This window comes from Sphingopyxis sp. LC363 (genome assembly GCF_000756385.1).
GTDB lineage: Bacteria > Pseudomonadota > Alphaproteobacteria > Sphingomonadales > Sphingomonadaceae > Sphingopyxis.
Genome location: NZ_JNFC01000002.1, coordinates 44,091 through 62,819, shown reverse-complemented (window position 1 = coordinate 62,819; position 18,729 = coordinate 44,091). Strand labels below are relative to the sequence as shown.

Annotated in this window: 15 protein-coding genes; 3 read left to right on the top strand and 12 right to left on the bottom strand. The window is 61.5% G+C overall.

The genetic code is table 11. The annotated features are described in order from the left end of the window. Positions 1 to 38 precede the first annotated feature (38 nt). From FG95_RS01695 to FG95_RS01650, 10 genes are all read right to left on the bottom strand, one after another. Complete coding sequence (locus FG95_RS01695) at positions 39 to 1,280, bottom strand: MFS transporter (protein WP_037553497.1); 1,242 nt, start codon at positions 1,278 to 1,280, stop codon at positions 39 to 41. Continuing rightward, positions 1,277 to 2,008 (bottom strand): EthD domain-containing protein, encoded by a 732-nt coding sequence (locus FG95_RS01690; protein WP_037553496.1) that lies wholly within the window; start codon positions 2,006 to 2,008, stop codon positions 1,277 to 1,279. The genes FG95_RS01695 and FG95_RS01690 overlap by 4 nt, the downstream gene beginning before the upstream one ends. Beyond that, positions 1,996 to 2,772, bottom strand: coding sequence for an SDR family oxidoreductase (locus FG95_RS01685; RefSeq protein WP_037553495.1), 777 nt, complete (start codon positions 2,770 to 2,772; stop codon positions 1,996 to 1,998). Before FG95_RS01685 ends, FG95_RS01690 begins: the two co-directional genes overlap by 13 nt. After that, positions 2,769 to 4,184: an aldehyde dehydrogenase family protein gene (locus FG95_RS01680; protein WP_037553494.1), complete on the bottom strand. Its 1,416-nt coding sequence runs from the start codon at positions 4,182 to 4,184 to the stop codon at positions 2,769 to 2,771. Before FG95_RS01680 ends, FG95_RS01685 begins: the two co-directional genes overlap by 4 nt. A 16-nt stretch (positions 4,185 to 4,200) precedes the next feature. Further along, positions 4,201 to 7,695 (bottom strand): indolepyruvate ferredoxin oxidoreductase family protein, encoded by a 3,495-nt coding sequence (locus tag FG95_RS01675; protein WP_052181989.1) that lies wholly within the window; start codon positions 7,693 to 7,695, stop codon positions 4,201 to 4,203. Continuing rightward, positions 7,688 to 8,389: a glutathione S-transferase family protein gene (locus tag FG95_RS01670; protein WP_052181988.1), complete on the bottom strand. Its 702-nt coding sequence runs from the start codon at positions 8,387 to 8,389 to the stop codon at positions 7,688 to 7,690. The genes FG95_RS01675 and FG95_RS01670 overlap by 8 nt, the downstream gene beginning before the upstream one ends. Next, the gene (locus FG95_RS01665; protein ID WP_052181987.1) at positions 8,386 to 9,789 is read right to left on the bottom strand and encodes an FAD-binding oxidoreductase; all 1,404 of its coding nucleotides are present in this window, start codon (positions 9,787 to 9,789) and stop codon (positions 8,386 to 8,388) included. Before FG95_RS01665 ends, FG95_RS01670 begins: the two co-directional genes overlap by 4 nt. A gap of 2 nt (positions 9,790 to 9,791) precedes the next feature. Then, on the bottom strand, positions 9,792 to 10,103 hold the full coding sequence (locus tag FG95_RS01660; RefSeq protein WP_037553492.1) for a Rieske (2Fe-2S) protein: 312 nt from the start codon (positions 10,101 to 10,103) through the stop codon (positions 9,792 to 9,794). 8 nt (positions 10,104 to 10,111) lie between these two features. Continuing rightward, positions 10,112 to 10,528: an ester cyclase gene (locus FG95_RS19750; RefSeq protein WP_052181986.1), complete on the bottom strand. Its 417-nt coding sequence runs from the start codon at positions 10,526 to 10,528 to the stop codon at positions 10,112 to 10,114. Between the two features lie 113 nt (positions 10,529 to 10,641). Then, positions 10,642 to 12,921 (bottom strand): TonB-dependent receptor, encoded by a 2,280-nt coding sequence (locus FG95_RS01650; RefSeq protein WP_037553490.1) that lies wholly within the window; start codon positions 12,919 to 12,921, stop codon positions 10,642 to 10,644. 227 nt (positions 12,922 to 13,148) lie between these two features. On the opposite strand from FG95_RS01650, the gene FG95_RS01645 reads away from it, so the two are divergent. Further along, positions 13,149 to 14,195 (top strand): AraC family transcriptional regulator, encoded by a 1,047-nt coding sequence (locus FG95_RS01645; RefSeq protein ID WP_235211418.1) that lies wholly within the window; start codon positions 13,149 to 13,151, stop codon positions 14,193 to 14,195. Here the strand turns inward: FG95_RS01645 and FG95_RS01640 are convergent. Both FG95_RS01640 and FG95_RS01635 read right to left on the bottom strand, forming a co-directional pair. Beyond that, the gene (locus FG95_RS01640) at positions 14,192 to 15,397 is read right to left on the bottom strand and encodes an alpha-hydroxy acid oxidase (RefSeq protein WP_081932961.1); all 1,206 of its coding nucleotides are present in this window, start codon (positions 15,395 to 15,397) and stop codon (positions 14,192 to 14,194) included. The genes FG95_RS01645 and FG95_RS01640 overlap by 4 nt on opposite strands. 35 nt (positions 15,398 to 15,432) lie before the next feature. Next, complete coding sequence (locus tag FG95_RS01635; RefSeq protein WP_052181985.1) at positions 15,433 to 16,683, bottom strand: cytochrome P450; 1,251 nt, start codon at positions 16,681 to 16,683, stop codon at positions 15,433 to 15,435. 253 nt (positions 16,684 to 16,936) lie between these two features. Between FG95_RS01635 and FG95_RS01630 the strand changes: the two genes are divergently transcribed. Both FG95_RS01630 and FG95_RS01625 read left to right on the top strand, forming a co-directional pair. Then, positions 16,937 to 17,644, top strand: coding sequence for an ester cyclase (locus FG95_RS01630; RefSeq protein ID WP_037553487.1), 708 nt, complete (start codon positions 16,937 to 16,939; stop codon positions 17,642 to 17,644). Next, positions 17,644 to 18,690 (top strand): aldo/keto reductase, encoded by a 1,047-nt coding sequence (locus tag FG95_RS01625; protein ID WP_037553486.1) that lies wholly within the window; start codon positions 17,644 to 17,646, stop codon positions 18,688 to 18,690. Before FG95_RS01630 ends, FG95_RS01625 begins: the two co-directional genes overlap by 1 nt. Positions 18,691 to 18,729: the final 39 nt, after the last annotated feature.

The window sequence follows — 18,729 nt, the reverse complement described above, 5'->3', positions numbered from 1 at the left end:
GCTCTTACCAACGCCCAGCTGGTCGATTTTTTTCAGCGTCATGCCGGGGGTGATGGCACGGGCATAGGCCCGAGACAATCGTCTTCGAACGGTCGCTGTTGTCGCAAGCCCAGCATGAGCAGCGCGGCAATCCCGACAAGTAGCGCGCTAACCGTGAGCGCGGCATCATAGTCGCCGGCCGCGTCGCGCATCTTGCCGAGCGCAAATGGACTGAGCCCATAGCCGAGCGCAAAGACGCTATATTGCCAGCCGTAGATCGCGCCATATTGGCGCTGCCCAAAATGAAGCGCGGTTAGATATGCGAGGAGATCGATTTCGGCGCCCGCCGCCATGCCGAGCAGAATGGCCGCGAGCGTCCCCATCACGAGTCCATCGAGAAGCAGGAGCGTGATACCGAAGGCAGCAAGAGCCAGAATTGCCAGCGAGACGATGGCGGCAGGGAAGCGGTCAAGCAGCAGGCCGATCCCGAGCCGCCCGACGACGCTGGACAGTCCGACGAGAGACGCGGTACGCGCCGCGGAGAGCGGATCTGCGCCAAGATCTTGAAACAGCGGCACGAGATGAACGACCACCCCGCCAAGGCCGGCCGCCATCGCAAAGGAAATCACCGTGAGCAGCCAGAAGCGGCCGGTCCGCCGCGCTTCTGCAGCCGTCATGCCGCTGACCGCGGCCTCGGACGGGCCGGCCCTCCTGCCCTGCGGCACGCTCCGGAATCCGAACCAGACAATGGGCGCGGCAGCGATAGCGATCGCGGCCAGCGCGAGATAGGCAGCCCGCCAGCCGGCGACCTCGATGACTGCCGCGACGAGCTGTGGAACCCAAAAGCCGGCCAGCCCCGCGCCGGTCAGCGCGATCCCCAGCGCCAGTCCCCGTTGCCTCTCGAACACTGCCGCAATCGGCCGAACAAGGACAATCGGCGTCGATCCTACGCCTAGGAGCGCGATGGCAGCGTAAAATGCCCAGAAGAGTTCGATGCTCCGCGCTGTGGTGACGAGAAGGATGACCCCGAGCGCATAGGCGACCAGGCTCGCCGCCCCGACATTGGCGGCGCCGTACCGGTCGCACAGACGCCCGGCAGCCCACCCCGATAGGAATACGGCCAGCGTCATCAACGCGACCGCGAGCGAGATATCGCCACGGCTCCAGCCGAACTCTGCTTCGAGAGAGGGAATGAAGCTACCCAGACTGTAGAACAGCGTCGCTGTCATGCCGGTCGACAGACCGAGCGCCGCGCTGGCGAGCAGGAAGCTCTTCCCGCCGAATTCGCCCGGCAGGGTCATGGCGCTGCCGATGTTCCGTACACAGCCCGCACCACTGCATCGGTAAGCTGGTTATCAGCCCCAGCCTCCTCGATCGTCTTCACGGCATCGAGCCCGCGCAGGCCGACGGGTGTCGCCCTGCCGTCCTTGACCATCACATGTCGCTCATCGAGCAGATAGGCGACCCCATCGCACGATCGGGAGGCCGCAATCGCGCTGTCGCGGTCGGGCCAAATACCGTGCAGTAGCGCAATGAAGATGCGTTCCCCTGCATCGGTTAGATTCCACCGCGATGGATCGCCCCCCCTAAGATCATAAGCCGCGAGGTAGATAGCCGTGTCGTTCAGCGCCGCGAGCGCGGCATCGCTGTCATGGCCAGCCTCGACCACGACAAACATCACCTGCCCTTCGGCCTCTGCGTTGCCGCATAAATGTCGCGATGCCCCCTCCTCCAGATTATAGAGAAGCGCGCGGCGAAATACATTCTGCTCGTCGAGATGGATGTGCTGGGTTACCTCGCTATGGATGAGACCGGCCCGGTCATCCTCCGTCCGATAGGTTACGATCGCGATGCCTTCGAACGGTTCGGCGGAAGCATCGATCGGGGTCACATGATATTGCGTATAGCTGGCAAACCCGGGAATTCGTGCCGCCATGACCCCATGCACATCGCGCCAGTAGCGTGTGAAGAGCGAGCGGCTGATATCGACGCGCCGCTCGATCAGCGCGACGGTGCTTATGCCGACCATAGGGCTCCCTCGACAGGGATTATCGCGCCTGAGACATAGGATCCAGCGCCCGACGCAAGATACACCACCGTTCCTCCTATATCGGCCTCGCGTCCGAGGCGCCCTGCCGGGATTCCCTCGATCATCTGCTCCTTAAGTCCCGGCACGGCGGTAAAGAATCCGTCAGTCATGTCGCTCGGGAAGAAGCCCGGTGCGATTGCATTTACGTTGATGCCCTTGCGGGTCAGGTCCGATGCCAGCGCTCGAGTAAGCTGGTGAAGTCCACCTTTCGCGGCGCTGTAGGCATAGGCACTGCTGCTCTTCGCCCAGAGCGCCGCGATCGATCCGATATTGATCACGCGCGCCGGATCATCCTCGCGCGCAGCCGCCATCAGCTTCGGAAGAAGGCCCTGGACGAGAAAGAAGGGCGTCCGCAGATTGACGGCCAGTTCTCGGTCCCATTGCTCAGGCGTGATCTCGTCGATGGCCGCCGCCGTAAAGGTGCCGGCATTGTTGACGAGGATATCGACCTCGGACGCCGCGCCGCCTACGGCCGCCACCGCTGCTGCCACGCCTTCGCTGGTCGCGAGATCGTGCTCGAGCAGCTGGCACCTCCCCTCACCGTTTAGCGCCTCGGCAAAGGCGCGGTTTTCGGCACTTGGTCGGGCGATGATGAGCACGCGCGCGCCCGCAGCGACCAGCGACCGGCTGATCATCGCGCCGACGCTCTTGGCGCCGCCGGTAACGACAGCCGTCTTGCCCGCGAGATCGAAGAGGCTCGTCATGCCGCGGTCGCCGGCTTGGCTACATTGATCGTCTGGAGCGCAAGATAGGGGTAAAGCCCTTCCACCCCGCCCTCGACGCCAAAGCCCGACTGCTTGTTCGCCGGGAAAGGAATTTGCGGATCGAGCGCGCAATGCTGGTTCACCCAGACGCTTCCGCTTTCAAGCCGCGAGGCGACCTGCGTCGCCGCCGCGATGTCGCTGCCCCAAACCGAGCCGCCAAGCGCAAAGGGTGATGCGTTCGCACGCGCTACGACGTCGTCGACGTCGCTGTAGCGGATGATCGGCAGGATCGGGCCGAAGGGTTCCTCGTCGACAATCGCCGTCCCGTCGGTGACGTCGCGCACGACGGTCAGCGGCACAAAATAGCCAGCGCCGTTCGCGGCCTCGCCGCCCGCGACGATCCGACCCGCTGCGCGAGCCTGTTCGAGATAGTGAAGAACCTTCTCATACTGCGCCTTGTTCTGCACCGGACCAAACTCGGCCGCGGCGTCGCTCCCCGGTGCAACCGTCGCTCCCTTGGCGAGAGCCGCGATCGCGTCGCACATGGCGTCGTACAGGCTGTCGTGGACGTAGAGTCGCTTGATGACGGCGCACACCTGCCCGGAGTTGAAGAAGGCAAAGGCAAAGATCGCCGGCGCGATGGAAGCGACATCAGCATCGGGCAGCACGATGGCCGCGTCATTGCCCCCCAGTTCGAGCGTCACGCGCTTCAGCGTCGGCGCCGACGCCGCCATGATCTTGCGGCCGGTCTCGGTCGATCCGGTGAAGGTGATCTTCGCCACATCATCATGCGCGACGATCGCCGCGCCCGCCTCATTGCCACCCGACAGGATGTTGACCACCCCGGCCGGGACGACCTCTGCCCAGAGTTCGCCAAGGCGGAGAGTCGTCAAGGGCGTGGTCGGCGCGGTCTTTACGACGATCGTGTTGCCGGCGGCCAGCGCAGGCGCAATCTTATTGCACGCGATGAAAACCGGTGCGTTCCAAGGGACGATGGCACCGACAACGCCCAACGGCTTGCGATGCAGTTCAACGCGCCGCGTCTCATCCTCGACGATCAGTTCGGGCTGGACCTCCAGTCCGGCATAATAGTTGAGATAGCCGGTCGCGAGATGCAGGATTTCGAACTGCGCGAGCGCCATCGGACGACCGGTTTCGCGGATCAGCAATGAGCACAGCTCGTCAGCATTCTCGGTAATCTTTGCCGCCATCGCGCGCAGAATGTCCCCGCGGGACGCGGCGGACAGGTCGCGCCATGCCAGGAAAGCCGCCTTCGCTGCCGCAACGGCACGTGCGACATCGTCCGCGTCCGCGTCCGGGACCTGGGTGAAGGCAGTGCCCGTGCAGGGATCGAACACGTCGATCGTCCGGCGCCCTTCGACAAGCTCTCCACCAATCAGCATCCGAGCCATTTCAATCTCCTCAATATCAGGCCGTCAACGCGACCCGCTTGTCATCAGCGTTCGTCGCCGTCGTGTTGCCGGCATTGTGGAAACGTTCGAGAACGCTCGCCTCCAGCGCCCGCACGCGTTCGACCGATGCCTCCTTCACATGGCCATAACCACGGATCTGGCCCGGTAGACTTGCCGCCTCGACTGCGATTTTGTGGTTTGCGGCGGTCAGAGCCGACGCCATGTCGCGCAGACGCGCCTCATATTCATCGATCAGTGCGCGTTCCATCTTGCGTTCGGCGGTGTGGCCGAATGGATCGAACTTCGTCCCGCGCAGCCGTTTGCCCTTGGCGAGTAGCGGAAACAGCTTGCCGACCCAAGGACCGAATTCACGCTTGAGCAAATGGCCAGTCTCGGGGTCGCGTTTCGAGAAGAGCGGCGGCGCGAGGTTATAGCGCAGCTTGGCCCCGTCCTCGAATGTCGCAGCGAGCTCGCGCTGGAATTCCGGGTCGGAATGAAGACGCGCCACCTCATATTCATCCTTATAGGCCATGAGCTTGGCGAAGTTGCGCGCGACCATGACGGCGAGCGTGGTGCTGCCCGGCAAAACGCGCTCCTCGGCGGCGGCGACCACATCGACGAGCGCCCGATAGCGTGCAGCGTAAGCGGCGTCCTGATAGGCCGTCAGCAACGCGGTCCGGTGTGCGACGATATCCGCCAAATCGGTTAGCGGCTTGAACTCGGGCGTCGTCTTGGTCGCCGCGGCGGCCGCATTCACCTTGTCCGGATCGACGACAAGCAGGCGGCCCAATGCGAATGCCGATAGATTGAAGGGTACCCCGACGCCGTTGATTTCGACCGCGCGCGCGATTGCGGCGGGCGAGACGGGCAGCAGGCCAAGCTGCGATGCATAGCCGAGCATGAACAGATTGGCGGCTATCGTGTCGCCGAACAACGCCAGCCCCAGCCCGGTCGCATCGACGCCATGCAACGTCGATGACAGCTTCTGCAAACGGCCGACAATCAGGCTCTGGTCGAGGACGAGATCGGGGTTACGCTGAAATGCTGGGGTCGGCGTGATCCGGGCATTGACGACGGTCGTAGTGCGTTCGGCAGAGAGGGTGACGACGGGCTCTTTCGACAAGGCCGCCACCGCATCGAAAGCTAGCGCAAGATCGGCTTCGCCGGTCCCGAGCTTTTGCGCCGCGAGATCGTCGGCAGCGGCCGCAATGCGGACATGGCTGTAGACAGCGCCATTCTTCTGGCTCAGCCCGGTCATGTCGAAGACCGAACAGGCGCGACCTTCAAGGTGCGCGGCCATGCCGAGAAGCGCACCAACGGTAACGACCCCGGTGCCGCCGATCCCGGATATCATGATGTTGAATGCACCATCCGTCATCGCCGCGAGTGCCGGTTCAGGAAGGTCGGTTTGCACCTCACCCGCCAGCGCCGAGGCTTTCGCTTTGCGCGGTTCGGCATCCAGTACGGTGATGAAGCTGGGACAGAAGCCTTTGACGCAGCTGTAATCCTTGTTGCAGTTCGACTGGTCGATCTGCCGCTTGCGGCCCAACTCGGTTTCCTTGGGCCAGACGCTGACGCAGTTCGACTGGACCGAGCAGTCGCCGCAGCCTTCACAGACCGCGCTATTGATGAACATGCGCTTCGCCGGATCGGGGAATTTGCCGCGCTTGCGGCGGCGCCGCTTCTCCGCTGCACATGTCTGTTCATAGACGATGACTGTGACGCCCTTAACTTCGCGAAGTTCGCGCTGCAATGCGTCGAGTTCGTCGCGGTGATGGACGTTGACGCCCGCGCCGAGCCTACTATTTGCGTCATATAGCTCGGGCCGGTCGGTGACGACGATGCAGCGCGCAACGCCCTCTGCCAGCACCTGGCGCGTGATGTCGCCCGGCGTCAGCGGCCCATCGACAGGCTGTCCGCCCGTCATCGCCACCGCATCGTTGAACAGGATCTTGTAAGTGATGTTGACCTTGGCCGCGACCGCTCCGCGGATCGCCAGCAGCCCGGAATGATAATAGGTGCCGTCGCCGATATTCTGGAAGATATGCGGCGTCTCGGTGAAATGGGCGAGGCTATACCAGTGCGCGCCCTCCCCCCCCATGTGGGTGTTGGGCAGCATTTCGGGGCCCGAATACATCGCCATGGCATGGCAACCAATGCCGCCCGCGGCGAGACTTCCCTCAGGAAAACGGGTGCCGGTGTTGTGCGGGCAACCCGAACAGAAATAGGGCGCGCGCACCGCATCTCCCGCCTTCTGGCTCGCAACCTTTGTCATCGCGCTGCGCAGCGCGACGACGCGATCAGCGATGGCCTGGTTCTCCATGCCGAGCCGGCGCAGCCGCTCTGCAATCACCAGGGCAAGTTGGAGCGGATCGAGCTGCTCGTCGCTGGGGATCATGAACGCGCCGGTTTCGTCGGTCTTGCCGACGATCGTCGGAACGCCAGGGCGGCCATAGAGGATCGCCTTTGCCTGCGCCTCGGTCAGCCCGTCCTTTTCTTCGATGAACAGCAATTCGGACTGATCCGCAGCGAACTCCGCCAGTCCCTCGCGTTCGACCGGGTATACGCAGCCAAGTTGATAGAGCGAAATGCCGAAGGCGGCCGCAGCCTGATCGTCGAGGCCGAGCAGTTTCAGTGCCTGACGCGCATCCTGGACCGCCTTGCCCGACGCGACGATGCCGAGCTTGCGCATGCCGGTGTCGATCAACAGCCGATCGATACCGTTCGCGCGGACGAACTTTTCGACCAGCGGCCAACGATAACGCTTCGCCACGATCTCCGACTGAACGCGGTCGAGATGCGTCGGGAAATTGTGGAACCCATTGACGGGTGCGGTCCCGCGATCGGGCAACACCGGTCCATTGTCGAGACGCGGAAGCTCGACCGTCATCGTCTGCTCCAGCACCTCGTTACACATTTTGAAGCCGGTGTAGAGACCCGTGTAGCGGGACATGGCCCAGCCCAGCAGGCCAAATTCCAACACGTCCTGCACGTTCGACGGCGCGAGGATCGGCATGCCCGCGTGCATCAGCGCCACTTCGCTCTGATGCGCGACGGTCGATGACTTACCCGAATGATCGTCGCCAGCGACGATCAACACACCACCATTGGGGTGCGAACCCGCCATATTGCCATGTTTGAACGGATCGCCCGACCGGTCGACGCCTGGTCCTTTTCCGTACCAGATGGCAAAGACCCCATCCTTCGTGGGGTTGGGAATACCGGCCAGCATCTGGGTACCCCATACTGCTGTCGCAGCCAGATCCTCGTTCACGCCAGGCTGGAACATGATGTCCATGGTCTCGAGCAGCGACTTGGCGCGCCACAATTCCTGATCATAGCTTCCAAGCGGCGAGCCGCGGTACCCCGAGATAAACCCGCCCGTGTCGAGCCCGGCCCGCGTGTCGCGTTCCTTTTGCAGCATCGGCAAGCGCACCAACGCGTGCGTACCGGTCATCAGAACGGTGCCTTCATCGATCGTGTATTTGTCGGTCAGCTTGACGTCACGCATTAGATAGAGACCTTTTGTATTCGTCCGGCCGATAGGGGGCGCAATGGGCGGCGAGATAGGCTTCGAAACTGGTTTCGAATTCGGCCATTACAGTCCCGGTACTTGGGCGCGCCCGCATGGCGGCGCACCATTGCGCCAGCCCCCCGATCTCCTCGACGATCGATCGGGCGTAGGTGAACCGGGTGACGCGATCGGCGATGTCGATATTGTAAAAAGTGAACAGATCCGCCTGCATCGGCCGGTCACCGAACAGAAATGGTCCGGGTTCGAGCAGCCGCGCCAGCGCCGCTATCGCGCGGTCGAGCATCGAACGGACCGCCACCTCGGTCGTCGCCAGATTTTCGCCGCCCATGAACACGCCCGGAAACAGCTGCCGTACTTGAGCTTCGACATAGACCTGGACGATATTGATGATCTGGCGCGCCCGTGCGCGTGCGAAGGGCGTTTCGGGCCGCAGCGGAACGTCGGGGAAGGCATCGTCGAGATAGTCGAGAATGGCGACGGTTTCGGTCAAAGCCCCTTCGCTCGTCTCCAGGACCGGGATCTTGCCGAGCGGGCTTATTTGCAGAAACGTTGGCTCCTGCGATGAACGGGTAACGAGGAACTCGTGCTCCAATCCCTTCTCGATCAACGCAGCACGAACGATGTTGACGTAATTGCTCACGGGATAACCAAGCAGGCGAAGCACGGTCACGGATGCAGGTCCAGGATTTTGCCGGGGTTCAGGATATTGCCAGGATCAAGAAGCTGCTTGATATCCTTCATCAGCTTGCGCTCATCCGCCGAGCGCGTCACGTCGAGCCACGGCTTCTTCTCCAGCCCGATTCCATGCTCGGCAGAGATTGATCCGCCAATGGGTCGCAGCGGCTCATAGACGCACGCCTCGACGCCGTGCCGGTCGTCTTCCCCGCCCGCGCCTATCGCGATATGCAAATTGCCGTCACCCATATGGCCAAGGAAAGCGATTTTGCTGTCGGGCCATCGCCCCTTCAGCTTTTCGGTCACCGCGGCAATATAGTCCTGCATCCTGCCCACCGGCAGAGACACATCGAAGGCATAGAAGGGCTGGAATTCGCGGACGACATGCTCCAGGTCCTCGCGAATGTTCCATATCTGCTCGCGCTGCGTCTCTGAGCGAGCGAGCACGGCATCGTCAAAGTAGCCCCGCTCTCCCGCCTCGCCGAGAACGGTTTCGAAAAGTTCGCTGTCGCGTTCCTGCTGCGATCCCAGCATTTCGATGATCGCGTAATAAGGCTTATCGGAAGCAAGCGGAGCCGCATGCTTTCCCGCGCCTGTGTTCACGTTGTAGAAATTATTGTCGATCAACTCGAACGCACTGAGAAGTCCGCCGAGCCCCTGATCGACGAACCGCAACAGGTAGACTATCTGGCTGAAGTCCGATGCGCAGACGATTGCCGTATTGGAGCTGGTTGGTCGTTCGCGAAGACGCAGGACCAGCCGGGTGATAACGCCTAGCGTGCCTTCCGAACCGATGAATAGCTGTTTCAGATCATAGCCGGTGTTGTTCTTAATCATCTGGTTGAGCGATGAGATGACGCGGCCATCCGCCAACACTGCCTCGACCCCCAACACCTGTTCGCGCATCATACCATAGCGAATGACCCGCATCCCTCCGGCGTTGGTCGACGCATTGCCGCCTAGCTGGCACGATCCCCGCCCGCCCAGATCGAGAGGAAATGTCAGGCCATGCTCGGCAAGCGCGGTTTCCAGCGTGTCGAGAATGACACCCGCCTGCACCGTTGCGGTGCGATTGACTGTATCGATTTCCTCGATGGCGGCCATGCGCTCGAGTGACAAGGCGATTTCACCGGCCTTTGTCTGAGTCGCACGCACCCATCCCGACATACCGCCTTGCACGACCACGGGTTGTCCAGCGGCATTGCAAAGCTGCAGCACGGCGGAGACCTCTTCGGTCGTGCGTGGGCGCACAATCGCGTCGGCGGCTATCCGGTCCATGAAATAGCCCGGATAGCGGGCTGCGACCTCTTCGCCAGTCAGCACGCCCGTCTCGCCGACGACGGCACGCAACTGTTCGATGAGACCAGCCGGCACGGCAGGGAGGGCGTGCTGCATTGTCACAGGCTCACGAACACATCGTCGCCGTCGATGCGGACAGGATAGCGCTCGAGGATGATGGAATCATCTTCCTGGCATTCGCCGGTTTCCAGATCGAAGGTCCAACCGTGCCACGGGCAGGTCAAAATTGCTCCATCGACCTCTCCTTCGTGAAGAGGCCCCTCGGCGTGCGGGCACTGGCCGTTGGTGGCAACCACCTTGCCCCGACACATGAACAGGGCAACATCCTGTCCGCCCGCCTCGACCAAGATTGCTTCCCCCGCCTCGACGGCGGCCAGCGATCCGATGCAATATTCTTTCTTGTCGGTCATGGCTGCGATTATCCGGGGATGGCGCCAAGCTGCTGCAGAACAGGGATCGCGTCCCAGATGCTGCGCTCCAGAATGATTTTGCCGTCTTCGTTCCACCCCATGACGGTGACGCCGCGGGTTTTGGTGACCCTGCCTTTCGCATCGACACCCAGGAAATCGCCGGCATGCTTGGTCTCCCAGGTCCACTGGAAGGAGCCGAGACGGTTGTCACCGACATAGTCGAATACATCGAACTTGTTATAACTCTGCGACGGGTCCTCGATAATGAAACCCTCAAAGAACGACCGCAGCGCCGGAAGGTCATTATTGATCCGCAAGTCGAAATTCACGTCCTCAAATTCGAACTCGGGCGCATAGAGCGTCATCAACTCGTCCGTCCCGTTGGCAAAAAGCCCGATCCAATATTGCGCCCATTGCTTGTTCATTACGTATCTCCGTGGTTCAAGTCAGCATGCGGAACGTCGATGTCACCGCATCGTCGCGCCTAACCAAAAATTGCCGTCCCCGCCAAAAATGCCGGGGACGGCAAGGGGAGAGGTTAGAAGTTGAACCGCCCTTCAACACCGAGGTGACGGGTTTCCGCACGCGACGTCAGTTGGAACACGCCCAGCAGCGGCAGAACCGATCGATTGTATTTTTCATTGAAGATGTTCTTCCCGAAGAAGGACAGGCTCCAACGATCTTCCTTGGCCAGCGTCAGGCGCGCATCGACGAGGTCGACGGGGCTGCGCCGCGATCCCGGCGTGTTGTTGGCATCCCACCAGATCGAGCCGATCCGCGTATATTCGACGCGCGGGGTCAGCAGCAGGTCGTCACCGAGCTCGAAGTCATGCGTGATGCCGGCATTCAGGTTATATTTCGCGGCGTTGGGCGCGCGGTTTCCGACAAAGGCCGGGTTAGCGGCGAATGCGCGCACCTTGCCGTCGGTGTAGCCATAGGCACCGAAAATCTGCGGCCCACCGGGGATGCGCCAGTTGAAGTCGACCTCGAAGCCGCGCAAGCGAACCTTGTCGATCGACGTCGTCGTCTGAAGCCCTGCGGTCGGGAAGAATTCAAACTGCTGAGCGCCCGACACGTCCGTGGTGAAGGCCGCGAGGTTGAGGCTCAGCGACCGGTCGAACAGGCGCAGCTTGGTACCGACTTCCCACGAGGTCGACTTTTCAGCTGCGAACTGATCCTGCACGAACACCTGCGATCCCGGAGGCGCCACCGCAAGCAGTGCTGCGCGGCTGCCCAGCGGGTTGAAACCGCCGCTCTTGAAGCCCTTGCCGTAGCTCGCGTAAATGCTACCGGTACGGCCGAGATCGTAGGAGATGCTCGCCTTGGGCTCGAACTCCTTGAAGGTCTCTGAGGCCTTGCAGTCGGCGAGCGTGGTGCCCACACCGCGCGCCTGGATACAGAGGTTATAGTTGGCACCGGTGACCGGGTTGATCGCGTCGGGTGCGAGTTCGACCACGCTGCGCTTCTCGATGTCGTAACGGCCCGCCAGATTCAGGTGAAGCTGATCGGTCACGTCGAACTGGATGCTCGCGAAGGGTGCAAAACTTTCGGTCTTGTAGGCCTGCCGCGCATAGCTGACGGTTGCGCCGATGACGGGATCGCCAGGAAGATCGATGCCGTCGGATACCGGAACGATGCCGACGAGATCCTGGTTGAGCTCGCTGATCTGACCGCGCTTGAAGTTCAGATAATAGAGACCAACTTGCCAGCGCAGCCGCTGCGCACTGTCGGAAGTCAGGCGAAGCTCCTGCGAGAAATTGCGGTCGCGATATTTATAGCCCTGGACAGTCGACCCCGGGGTACCCGAATCCGCAAGGTAGGGCGGAGAGTCTCCACCGAAGAACTGGTAGAGCTTGTCAACCGCGGTCACCGAGGTGAGCGTTGCCCAGCCCATGTCGTAATCCACCTTTAGCGATCCCGCGACGAGCCATTCGTCGAGCTGCCCCTGGACGTTGGTCACGAAGGGAAGATCGGTCCGATCGGCGTCGAGCTCGTTCACGGGAATGCCGCCGATCGGCAGCCCAACGAACTGCGACTGAAGCGCGGTCGAGCCACCCTTTGTGTCATGCCCGCTCACCTTGAAGTCGACAGTCAAACCGTCAGCCGGCTCCCAATAAAGACGCCCCTGCCCCAACACCGTGCGGAGCCTGTACGGCTTTTCACCGGTGGTGATATTGGTGAACGGACCGTCCGTGTCGCGGAACGACGCCGCGAGACCAAAACCGAGCGTATCGGTGAGTGGACCGCTGACTTCAGCTTGGGCGCGTGCCGTATTCCAGCTGCCATAGCCGGCAAGAAAGGCACCGCCGAGTTCTTCGCGGGGCTTTTTCGTCGTAACAACGATGGCGCCCGCCGCCGCATTGCGGCCATAAATTGCGCTTTGCGGACCCTTCAGCACTTCGATTTGCTGGATGTTGAACAGGTCCTGGTTGAACTGCTTGAGGCTCGACAGCTGAACGCCGTCGATCACGACCGCAACGTTGGGGTCCGAGTTGCGAACTGATGTCTGGCCCCGAATATTGGTGAAGCTGTCGCCGGTCGCCTCGTCGATGAAAGTGACGTTAGGCGTCGAAACGAGATAATCCTGCGGACGCACGATCCCCTTTGCGGCAATGTCCGCGTCGGTCGTGACCGAGATCGCAATCGGAACCTGGCTCAGATTTTCGTTACGCTTCGTCGCCGTCACGACGATGTCGACCGGGCCGGTGTCTTCGGCGACCACGTCGCCTGCAGACTGCGCCGCTGCGGGAACGGCGGTGAGTGCCATGCCGACGACCCACGCCGCCGACGCGCGGAACAGAAAACCTTTATTGCGCATCAATCCTCTCCTCTTCCGGCGATGGCGGCCTTTCAGGCACGCTCAGCCTTAGTCGGGCAGTGCATCGAAGAATGTGGCAAAAAACGACAGGGCGCGTCGTGCCAAGGCAAAGCCGTTCGGGACAAAGCGACACGTTCAGCATCAGGAGCACTCTCAGCGCCTTGGCGTGACTTGGTCACCCGAATGCCCTAAACGCTCCCCCTCCAGCGGATTATCTTGAGGATCGCGTGACAGAAGCAGCGTCAAAATCAGGTCTGAGTGGTTGGGTTCTGGCAATTGTCAGGGCCATGCGCGCGAGCGGGATTGATCCCGACCAGGTGCTGCACGATATCGGCATGGACCCGTCGCGCCTCGAGGGCGGATATGGACGCTATTCCCAGGAACAGATCAGCAAGCTTTGGCGCAGGGCGGTGGCGCTCAGCGATGCGGATTTCGCGCTGCGCGTCGCGTCGGAGGTGCGCCCGTCGACCTTTCATGTCGTCGGCTATGCCATGAGTTGTTCAGCCACGCTCTCGCGCGCGCTGAACCGATTTGCCTTTTACTGCCGCCTCATTTCGGATTCGGCCACCGCGACGCTCACCGAATCGGGAGAGAAGGTCACCCTCGCTATCGTTTTCGACACGGGCGGCGAACCGCCGATCTATCAAACCGTCGAGACGGTGCTCGCGTCGGTTCTGGCCTATCTTCGCTGGATTGCAGGCGTCGAGATTACGCCAATATCCGTCAGCCTTGCGCACGTTAAACCACGGCAAAGTGCCGCGCTTGAGACTTTCTTTGGATGCCCGGTCCATTATGCGCAGCCCGAGGATACGATCGTTTTCGCACGCGCCGACCTGGATCGCCCGATCCTGGTTGCCGACGAAGAACTTGCCGCGCTGCTGGACGGGGTCGCGAACCGTTATCTCGAAACACGGATGGCGGGGCGCTTTGCCGTGCGCGTCCGCGATGCGCTGCTTGCCCGGATGCCGGACGGGATGGTCCGCAAAAGCGACATCGCCAAAAGCCTGCATATGACCGAACGCACGCTGCTGCGCCGCCTCAAAGATGAAGGAACGACCTTCTCGGACGTACTTGATCGCGTGCGGCTTCAATTGGCGTTTCAATATCTGCAACGCAGCGATCTGGTCATTCGCGACATCGCATATATGCTGGGCTTTTCCGATGAAGGAACATTTTCCCGGGCCTTCAAGCGCTGGACGGGCCGGCGCCCCAGCGTCATAGCCCAGATGAAAGCGGACGAAGTCGTCGAAGTAGCCCGGGCTCTCGATATCTAGACCGTCTGACGCGGCGTGCCGTGCGATGCGCTCTTACCGCTCATAAATGCCGGGGCGGAAGCGGCCAATCGAACATGCTCGCGGCCGACGTCGGCTACCGACGCACAGCCCAACAACGCCATCGTACGAAGGGTTTCCTGCCGCATGGAACCGAGCCAGCGCTCGACGCCTGCCGCTCCGAATGCCGACAGTGCATAGAGATATGGCCGTCCGGTCATGCAGGCGCTTGCCCCCATTGCGATCGCCTTGAGGATATGGCTGCCGCGGCGGATGCCGCCGTCCAATATCACCTCGATTCGGCCACCCGCTGCATCGACGACATCGGCCAACAAGTCGATCGTAGCGGCGCCACCGTCGAGCTGACGACCGCCATGATTGGAAATTATCACCGCGGTCACGCCGAAATCGGCAGCGCGGCGTGCGTCGTCGACGGACTGAAGGCCCTTGATCGCAAATGGTCCGCCCCAATAGCTGGCAATTTTCTCGATCCGTTCCCAACTGATATGGGGTTCCATTTTCGATGCGAAGAACGACGCCAGCGTCGAAAGATCGCCCTCGCCACCCGCCGCGACGTTAGGCAAAGAAAATTTCCCCCCGCCAAGATAACTGAGGCACCAGCCGGGGCGCCTAATGAAGGAAGCCAGCGAGGACGGGGTGAGCCGGGGCGGAACAGTCAGCCCGGACCGAAGATCGCGTTCCCGATTCCCCGCGACGATTGTGTCGACGGTGATGCACAGCGCATCGAAACCCGCTGCTTTGCAGCGGTCGATGCTGGCGAAATTCAAGGCGTCGTCGGCGAGCAGATAGAGCTGATAGATTTTGGGGCCGGTCGAGGCGGCGCCGATGTCCTCGATCGATGTGGTAGCCATGGTCGACAGCGCATATCCGCAACCCGCATCGGCCGCCGCCTGCGCGACGCCCATTTCGCCATCGGGATGGAACATGCGGCTCATGCCGGTCGGCGCAAGGATGAGCGGCCAGGCGATGTCACAACCCAGCACGCGGGTTGCGGCGCTAACCTTCGTCACATCAGCCAGATACCGCGGCACCAGCTCATAGCGATCAAAGGAATTAACATTTGCCGCGGCCGTCTTTTCGTCGTCTGCCGCCCCACAGATATAGTCGAAAAGCGGACGGGGAAGCCGGCGACGGGCCGCGACCTCATAATCGGCAGTGCCATAGCACTGCGTCAGCCTGGACATATCGGCTCCCCTCCTTTCGAGTCAGCGCGGCCGGGTCAGCCGCGAACGCGAAAGCGAACCTTCAGATGGTGAGGGCCACGGGCGAAGTAGGAATCGAGCCATTCGACCTCGTCCGACACCGGCTCCAGAAGTTCGAACCGCTGGAAGACGGTTTCCAACGCCGACCGCGCTTCCATTCGCGATAAATAATTGCCCAGGCAGAAATGCGGCCCCTGCCCGAACGACATCAGCGGAACCGTAATCTTGCGGTCGATATCGAACACTTCCGGGTTCGGGAATTTGGTTTCATCGCGATTGGCGGAGGCCAACAGCGGCATCACGGTCGATCCCTTGGGAATCTTGACCCCGCCAAGTTCGGTATCCTCCATCGTGTGCCGGAAAATGATCTGAACCGGCGGATTGTACCGCAGCACTTCCTCGATCAGCGCCGGGATGAGTTCAAGGTTGGCGCGGACGCGCGCGTACACGTCCGGGTGCCGTTTCAGTTCGACCAGCGTCGTGCCGAGCAGGTTGGTGGTGGTTTCGACCCCGCCAATCAGCAGCAGGATCGACATCTGGATCACTTCGATCCGCGACATTTTTTCGCCGTCGGTTTCGGCGACGATGAATTGCGAGATGAGGTCGTCCTGCGGGTTGGCGGCGCGCTCGTCGTAAAGCTCTTCGAAGAACGCCCGCACCTTGTTCGAGCTGTCTTGAATCTCAGCGAGCCGCTCCGGCCCATAGGCTGCGCGGTTCGCGGCAGCGAGAATATCGTCGACCCACACCTTGAATTCGGCACGGCGCGCGGTCGGCACACCCAGGACCTGGGCGATCACCGTCACCGGGTAGAGCGCGCAAAAATCGGTGGCGAAATCAAATTCGCCTTCGTTGCCATGTTTCGCGATGATGTCGTCGATGAGCTCGTTCGCGACCTCGTAGGTCCGATCGACGAGTACCTTGATCTTCGAGGGCACGAAGGCTTTGTTCGCCAGCTTGCGTAAGTGGACGTGTCCCGGCGGGTCCATCGAGATCATCGGCGGCACCTCAGGTACCGGATCATATTCGCCGAGCAAGGCCGGCCAAAACATCGAACTACTGTAAAGTTTGCCGTTCTTGAGCAAGGTGTCGACGTCGTCGTAGCGCGCGACACCAAAGGCTTCGAGCGACGGCAGCCAGGTCACCGGATCGTCGCGGCGCAGCTTTGCGTAATATGGATAGGGTTCGTGTTTCACGACAGGATCGAGCGGATCGTAGACGCGCTCTTCGGTGTCAGTCACCGCGCTAGAGTTGACCAAGGTCTCGCTCATTTTTCTCTCCGAATGTTGGAAGGCCCATCGGCACCATCCCTATCTGGTTAAAGGAAAGACTATGGGCAGCCATCGCCGCCCCGAAGGGCCAGCCGTGCCATGAAAAAGCAGATGGTGCCAAAGATTTGAAGTCGCTGGCACGTTCGGCCTCGCCGTGACCCCTTCTGCCGTGGCAAAGGCGATGCAGCGGGATAGTTTGTGGGCACAAGAACGGGTCGAGCCCGCCATCATCCTGAATTAGAGAGGAAGACGCATGCATTTTCTTTATGCCTCCCATGTCACCGATGAGCATCTGACGCCTGACCAGCAGCGCGTGCTGCGCGGCCTGCGCGCGCCGTCGATGTCAACGGGCACCGAAACACCCTCGCACAACTCTCGGCCAAAGGATTTCAACAGCGCGCAAGACTGGGTGACGGCGTTCTTCGACAAGGGCGCCGAGGAAGTTCTTGGCTATTACGCCGACGATTTCGTTTGGGAAGACATTGAGTTCATGCAAACGATCACGACGAAGGAAGACCTCTACAAGGCGTTCGTCGTGTTCAACAATTCGGGGCCCGATTCGCCGTTCGGCGTCCACAAATTCGAGGTACTGAGCTATGACGGCGGCCGCTGTCCCCGTCAGCACGCCCAGACGCGAACGGGCCCGACGCCTGGCGATTTCCCCGAGCATGTCTATCGTCGCTATGCCGACAATATCTTCCTTGGCTCTGACTTCGAATATGACGAGTGGGGCTATATGCAGTGGATATGGAAAGCCACGCATAACGAGGATTTCTTTGGCATCCCGGCCGCGGGCAAGACGACTTACACGCGCGGTACCACGACGCAATTTTATCGCGACGGCAAGATCGTCCGCTGCCGCACGCACTGGAATTTCCGGGAGTTCGCGATGCAACTCGGCGTCATTCCCTTCCCCGACGAAGCATGGCGGAACAACCCCGGCCTCGGCGAGCCCGTCTGATGCGATACCGTCTGCTCGGTAAAAGCGGCCTGCGCGTATCGCAGATCGCGCTCGGTACGATGACATTTGGGACCGCGGCCGAATGGTCGCGGCCCGAGGAGGAATGCCGGCCAGTATTCGACGCTTTTACCGAAGCAGGCGGCAACTTCATCGACACCGCCAACATGTACACGGGCGGCGAGAGCGAAGGGATCGTAGGCCGGTTGATCAAGGCCGACCGCGATCGCTACGTCGTCGCATCCAAATATGCCAACGCAGTACCGGGGACTGGCGATCCCAATGCCGCAGGTATGCATCGCAAAAGCCTGACGCGGTCGCTCGATGCCAGCCTCAAGCGGCTCGGCGTCGACCATATCGACCTTTATTTCGTTCACTGGTGGGATTTCACCACGCCGGTCGAAGAGGTGCAGAGGGCGCTCGACGATGCAGTCAGCGCGGGGAAGATCCTCCACATCGGGCTTTCCGACGTTCCCGCGTGGGTGGTCTCGCGGGCGCAGGCCTTTCACGATCTGCGCGGGCTGGTTCCGATTGCCGCCATGCAGCTTGAATATAGCCTCGTCCAGCGTTCGATCGAGCGCGAGCATCTGCCGCTCGCAGCGGCTCATGACATCGGCGTGACCGCTTGGTCGCCGCTCGCGGGTGGCATCCTGACCGGCAAATACACCCGGTCGGCGGAGTCCGGCGGCAACAACCGCATGGACACTATGCAGCTTCAACCACTCGACGAACGAAACCGCAAGATTGCCGACGCACTCGACGCCGTCGCAGATCGCTTGGGCGCGACGTCCGGTCAAGTTGCGCTTGCATGGATCATGTCGCGCGGCGTCATCCCCATCGTCGGGGCAACGCGCCCCGACCAGCTCACCGACAATCTTCGGGCGATCGACCTCGTGCTGGATGAGGATGTGCTGGCAGAACTGGACGCCGCGAGCGCCTTCGACGCCGGACACCCCTATAGCATGCTCGAGTGGGATATGCCGATGGCGCTCGGCTATGGAGGTATGTTCGACCAGATCGACATCCCTCGTTTTCCCGGTCGCCGCTGACCTGCGTCGCATATCCGGCAATGCGTTTGAATCTGGACG

What these genes read in the sequence shown, in the direction of transcription:
- FG95_RS01695 (WP_037553497.1), bottom strand. Translation starts at nt 1,280, where the DNA reads ATGACCCTGCCGGGCGAATTCGGCGGGAAGAGCTTCCTGCTCGCCAGC.
- FG95_RS01690 (WP_037553496.1), bottom strand. Translation starts at nt 2,008, where the DNA reads ATGGTCGGCATAAGCACCGTCGCGCTGATCGAGCGGCGCGTCGATATC.
- FG95_RS01685 (WP_037553495.1), bottom strand. Translation starts at nt 2,772, where the DNA reads ATGACGAGCCTCTTCGATCTCGCGGGCAAGACGGCTGTCGTTACCGGC.
- FG95_RS01680 (WP_037553494.1), bottom strand. Translation starts at nt 4,184, where the DNA reads ATGGCTCGGATGCTGATTGGTGGAGAGCTTGTCGAAGGGCGCCGGACG.
- FG95_RS01675 (WP_052181989.1), bottom strand. Translation starts at nt 7,695, where the DNA reads ATGCGTGACGTCAAGCTGACCGACAAATACACGATCGATGAAGGCACC.
- FG95_RS01665 (WP_052181987.1), bottom strand. Translation starts at nt 9,789, where the DNA reads ATGCAGCACGCCCTCCCTGCCGTGCCGGCTGGTCTCATCGAACAGTTG.
- FG95_RS01660 (WP_037553492.1), bottom strand. Translation starts at nt 10,103, where the DNA reads ATGACCGACAAGAAAGAATATTGCATCGGATCGCTGGCCGCCGTCGAG.
- FG95_RS19750 (WP_052181986.1), bottom strand. Translation starts at nt 10,528, where the DNA reads ATGAACAAGCAATGGGCGCAATATTGGATCGGGCTTTTTGCCAACGGG.
- FG95_RS01650 (WP_037553490.1), bottom strand. Translation starts at nt 12,921, where the DNA reads ATGCGCAATAAAGGTTTTCTGTTCCGCGCGTCGGCGGCGTGGGTCGTC.
- FG95_RS01640 (WP_081932961.1), bottom strand. Translation starts at nt 15,397, where the DNA reads ATGTCCAGGCTGACGCAGTGCTATGGCACTGCCGATTATGAGGTCGCG.
- FG95_RS01635 (WP_052181985.1), bottom strand. Translation starts at nt 16,683, where the DNA reads ATGAGCGAGACCTTGGTCAACTCTAGCGCGGTGACTGACACCGAAGAG.
- FG95_RS01630 (WP_037553487.1), top strand. Translation starts at nt 16,937, where the DNA reads ATGCATTTTCTTTATGCCTCCCATGTCACCGATGAGCATCTGACGCCT.
- FG95_RS01625 (WP_037553486.1), top strand. Translation starts at nt 17,644, where the DNA reads ATGCGATACCGTCTGCTCGGTAAAAGCGGCCTGCGCGTATCGCAGATC.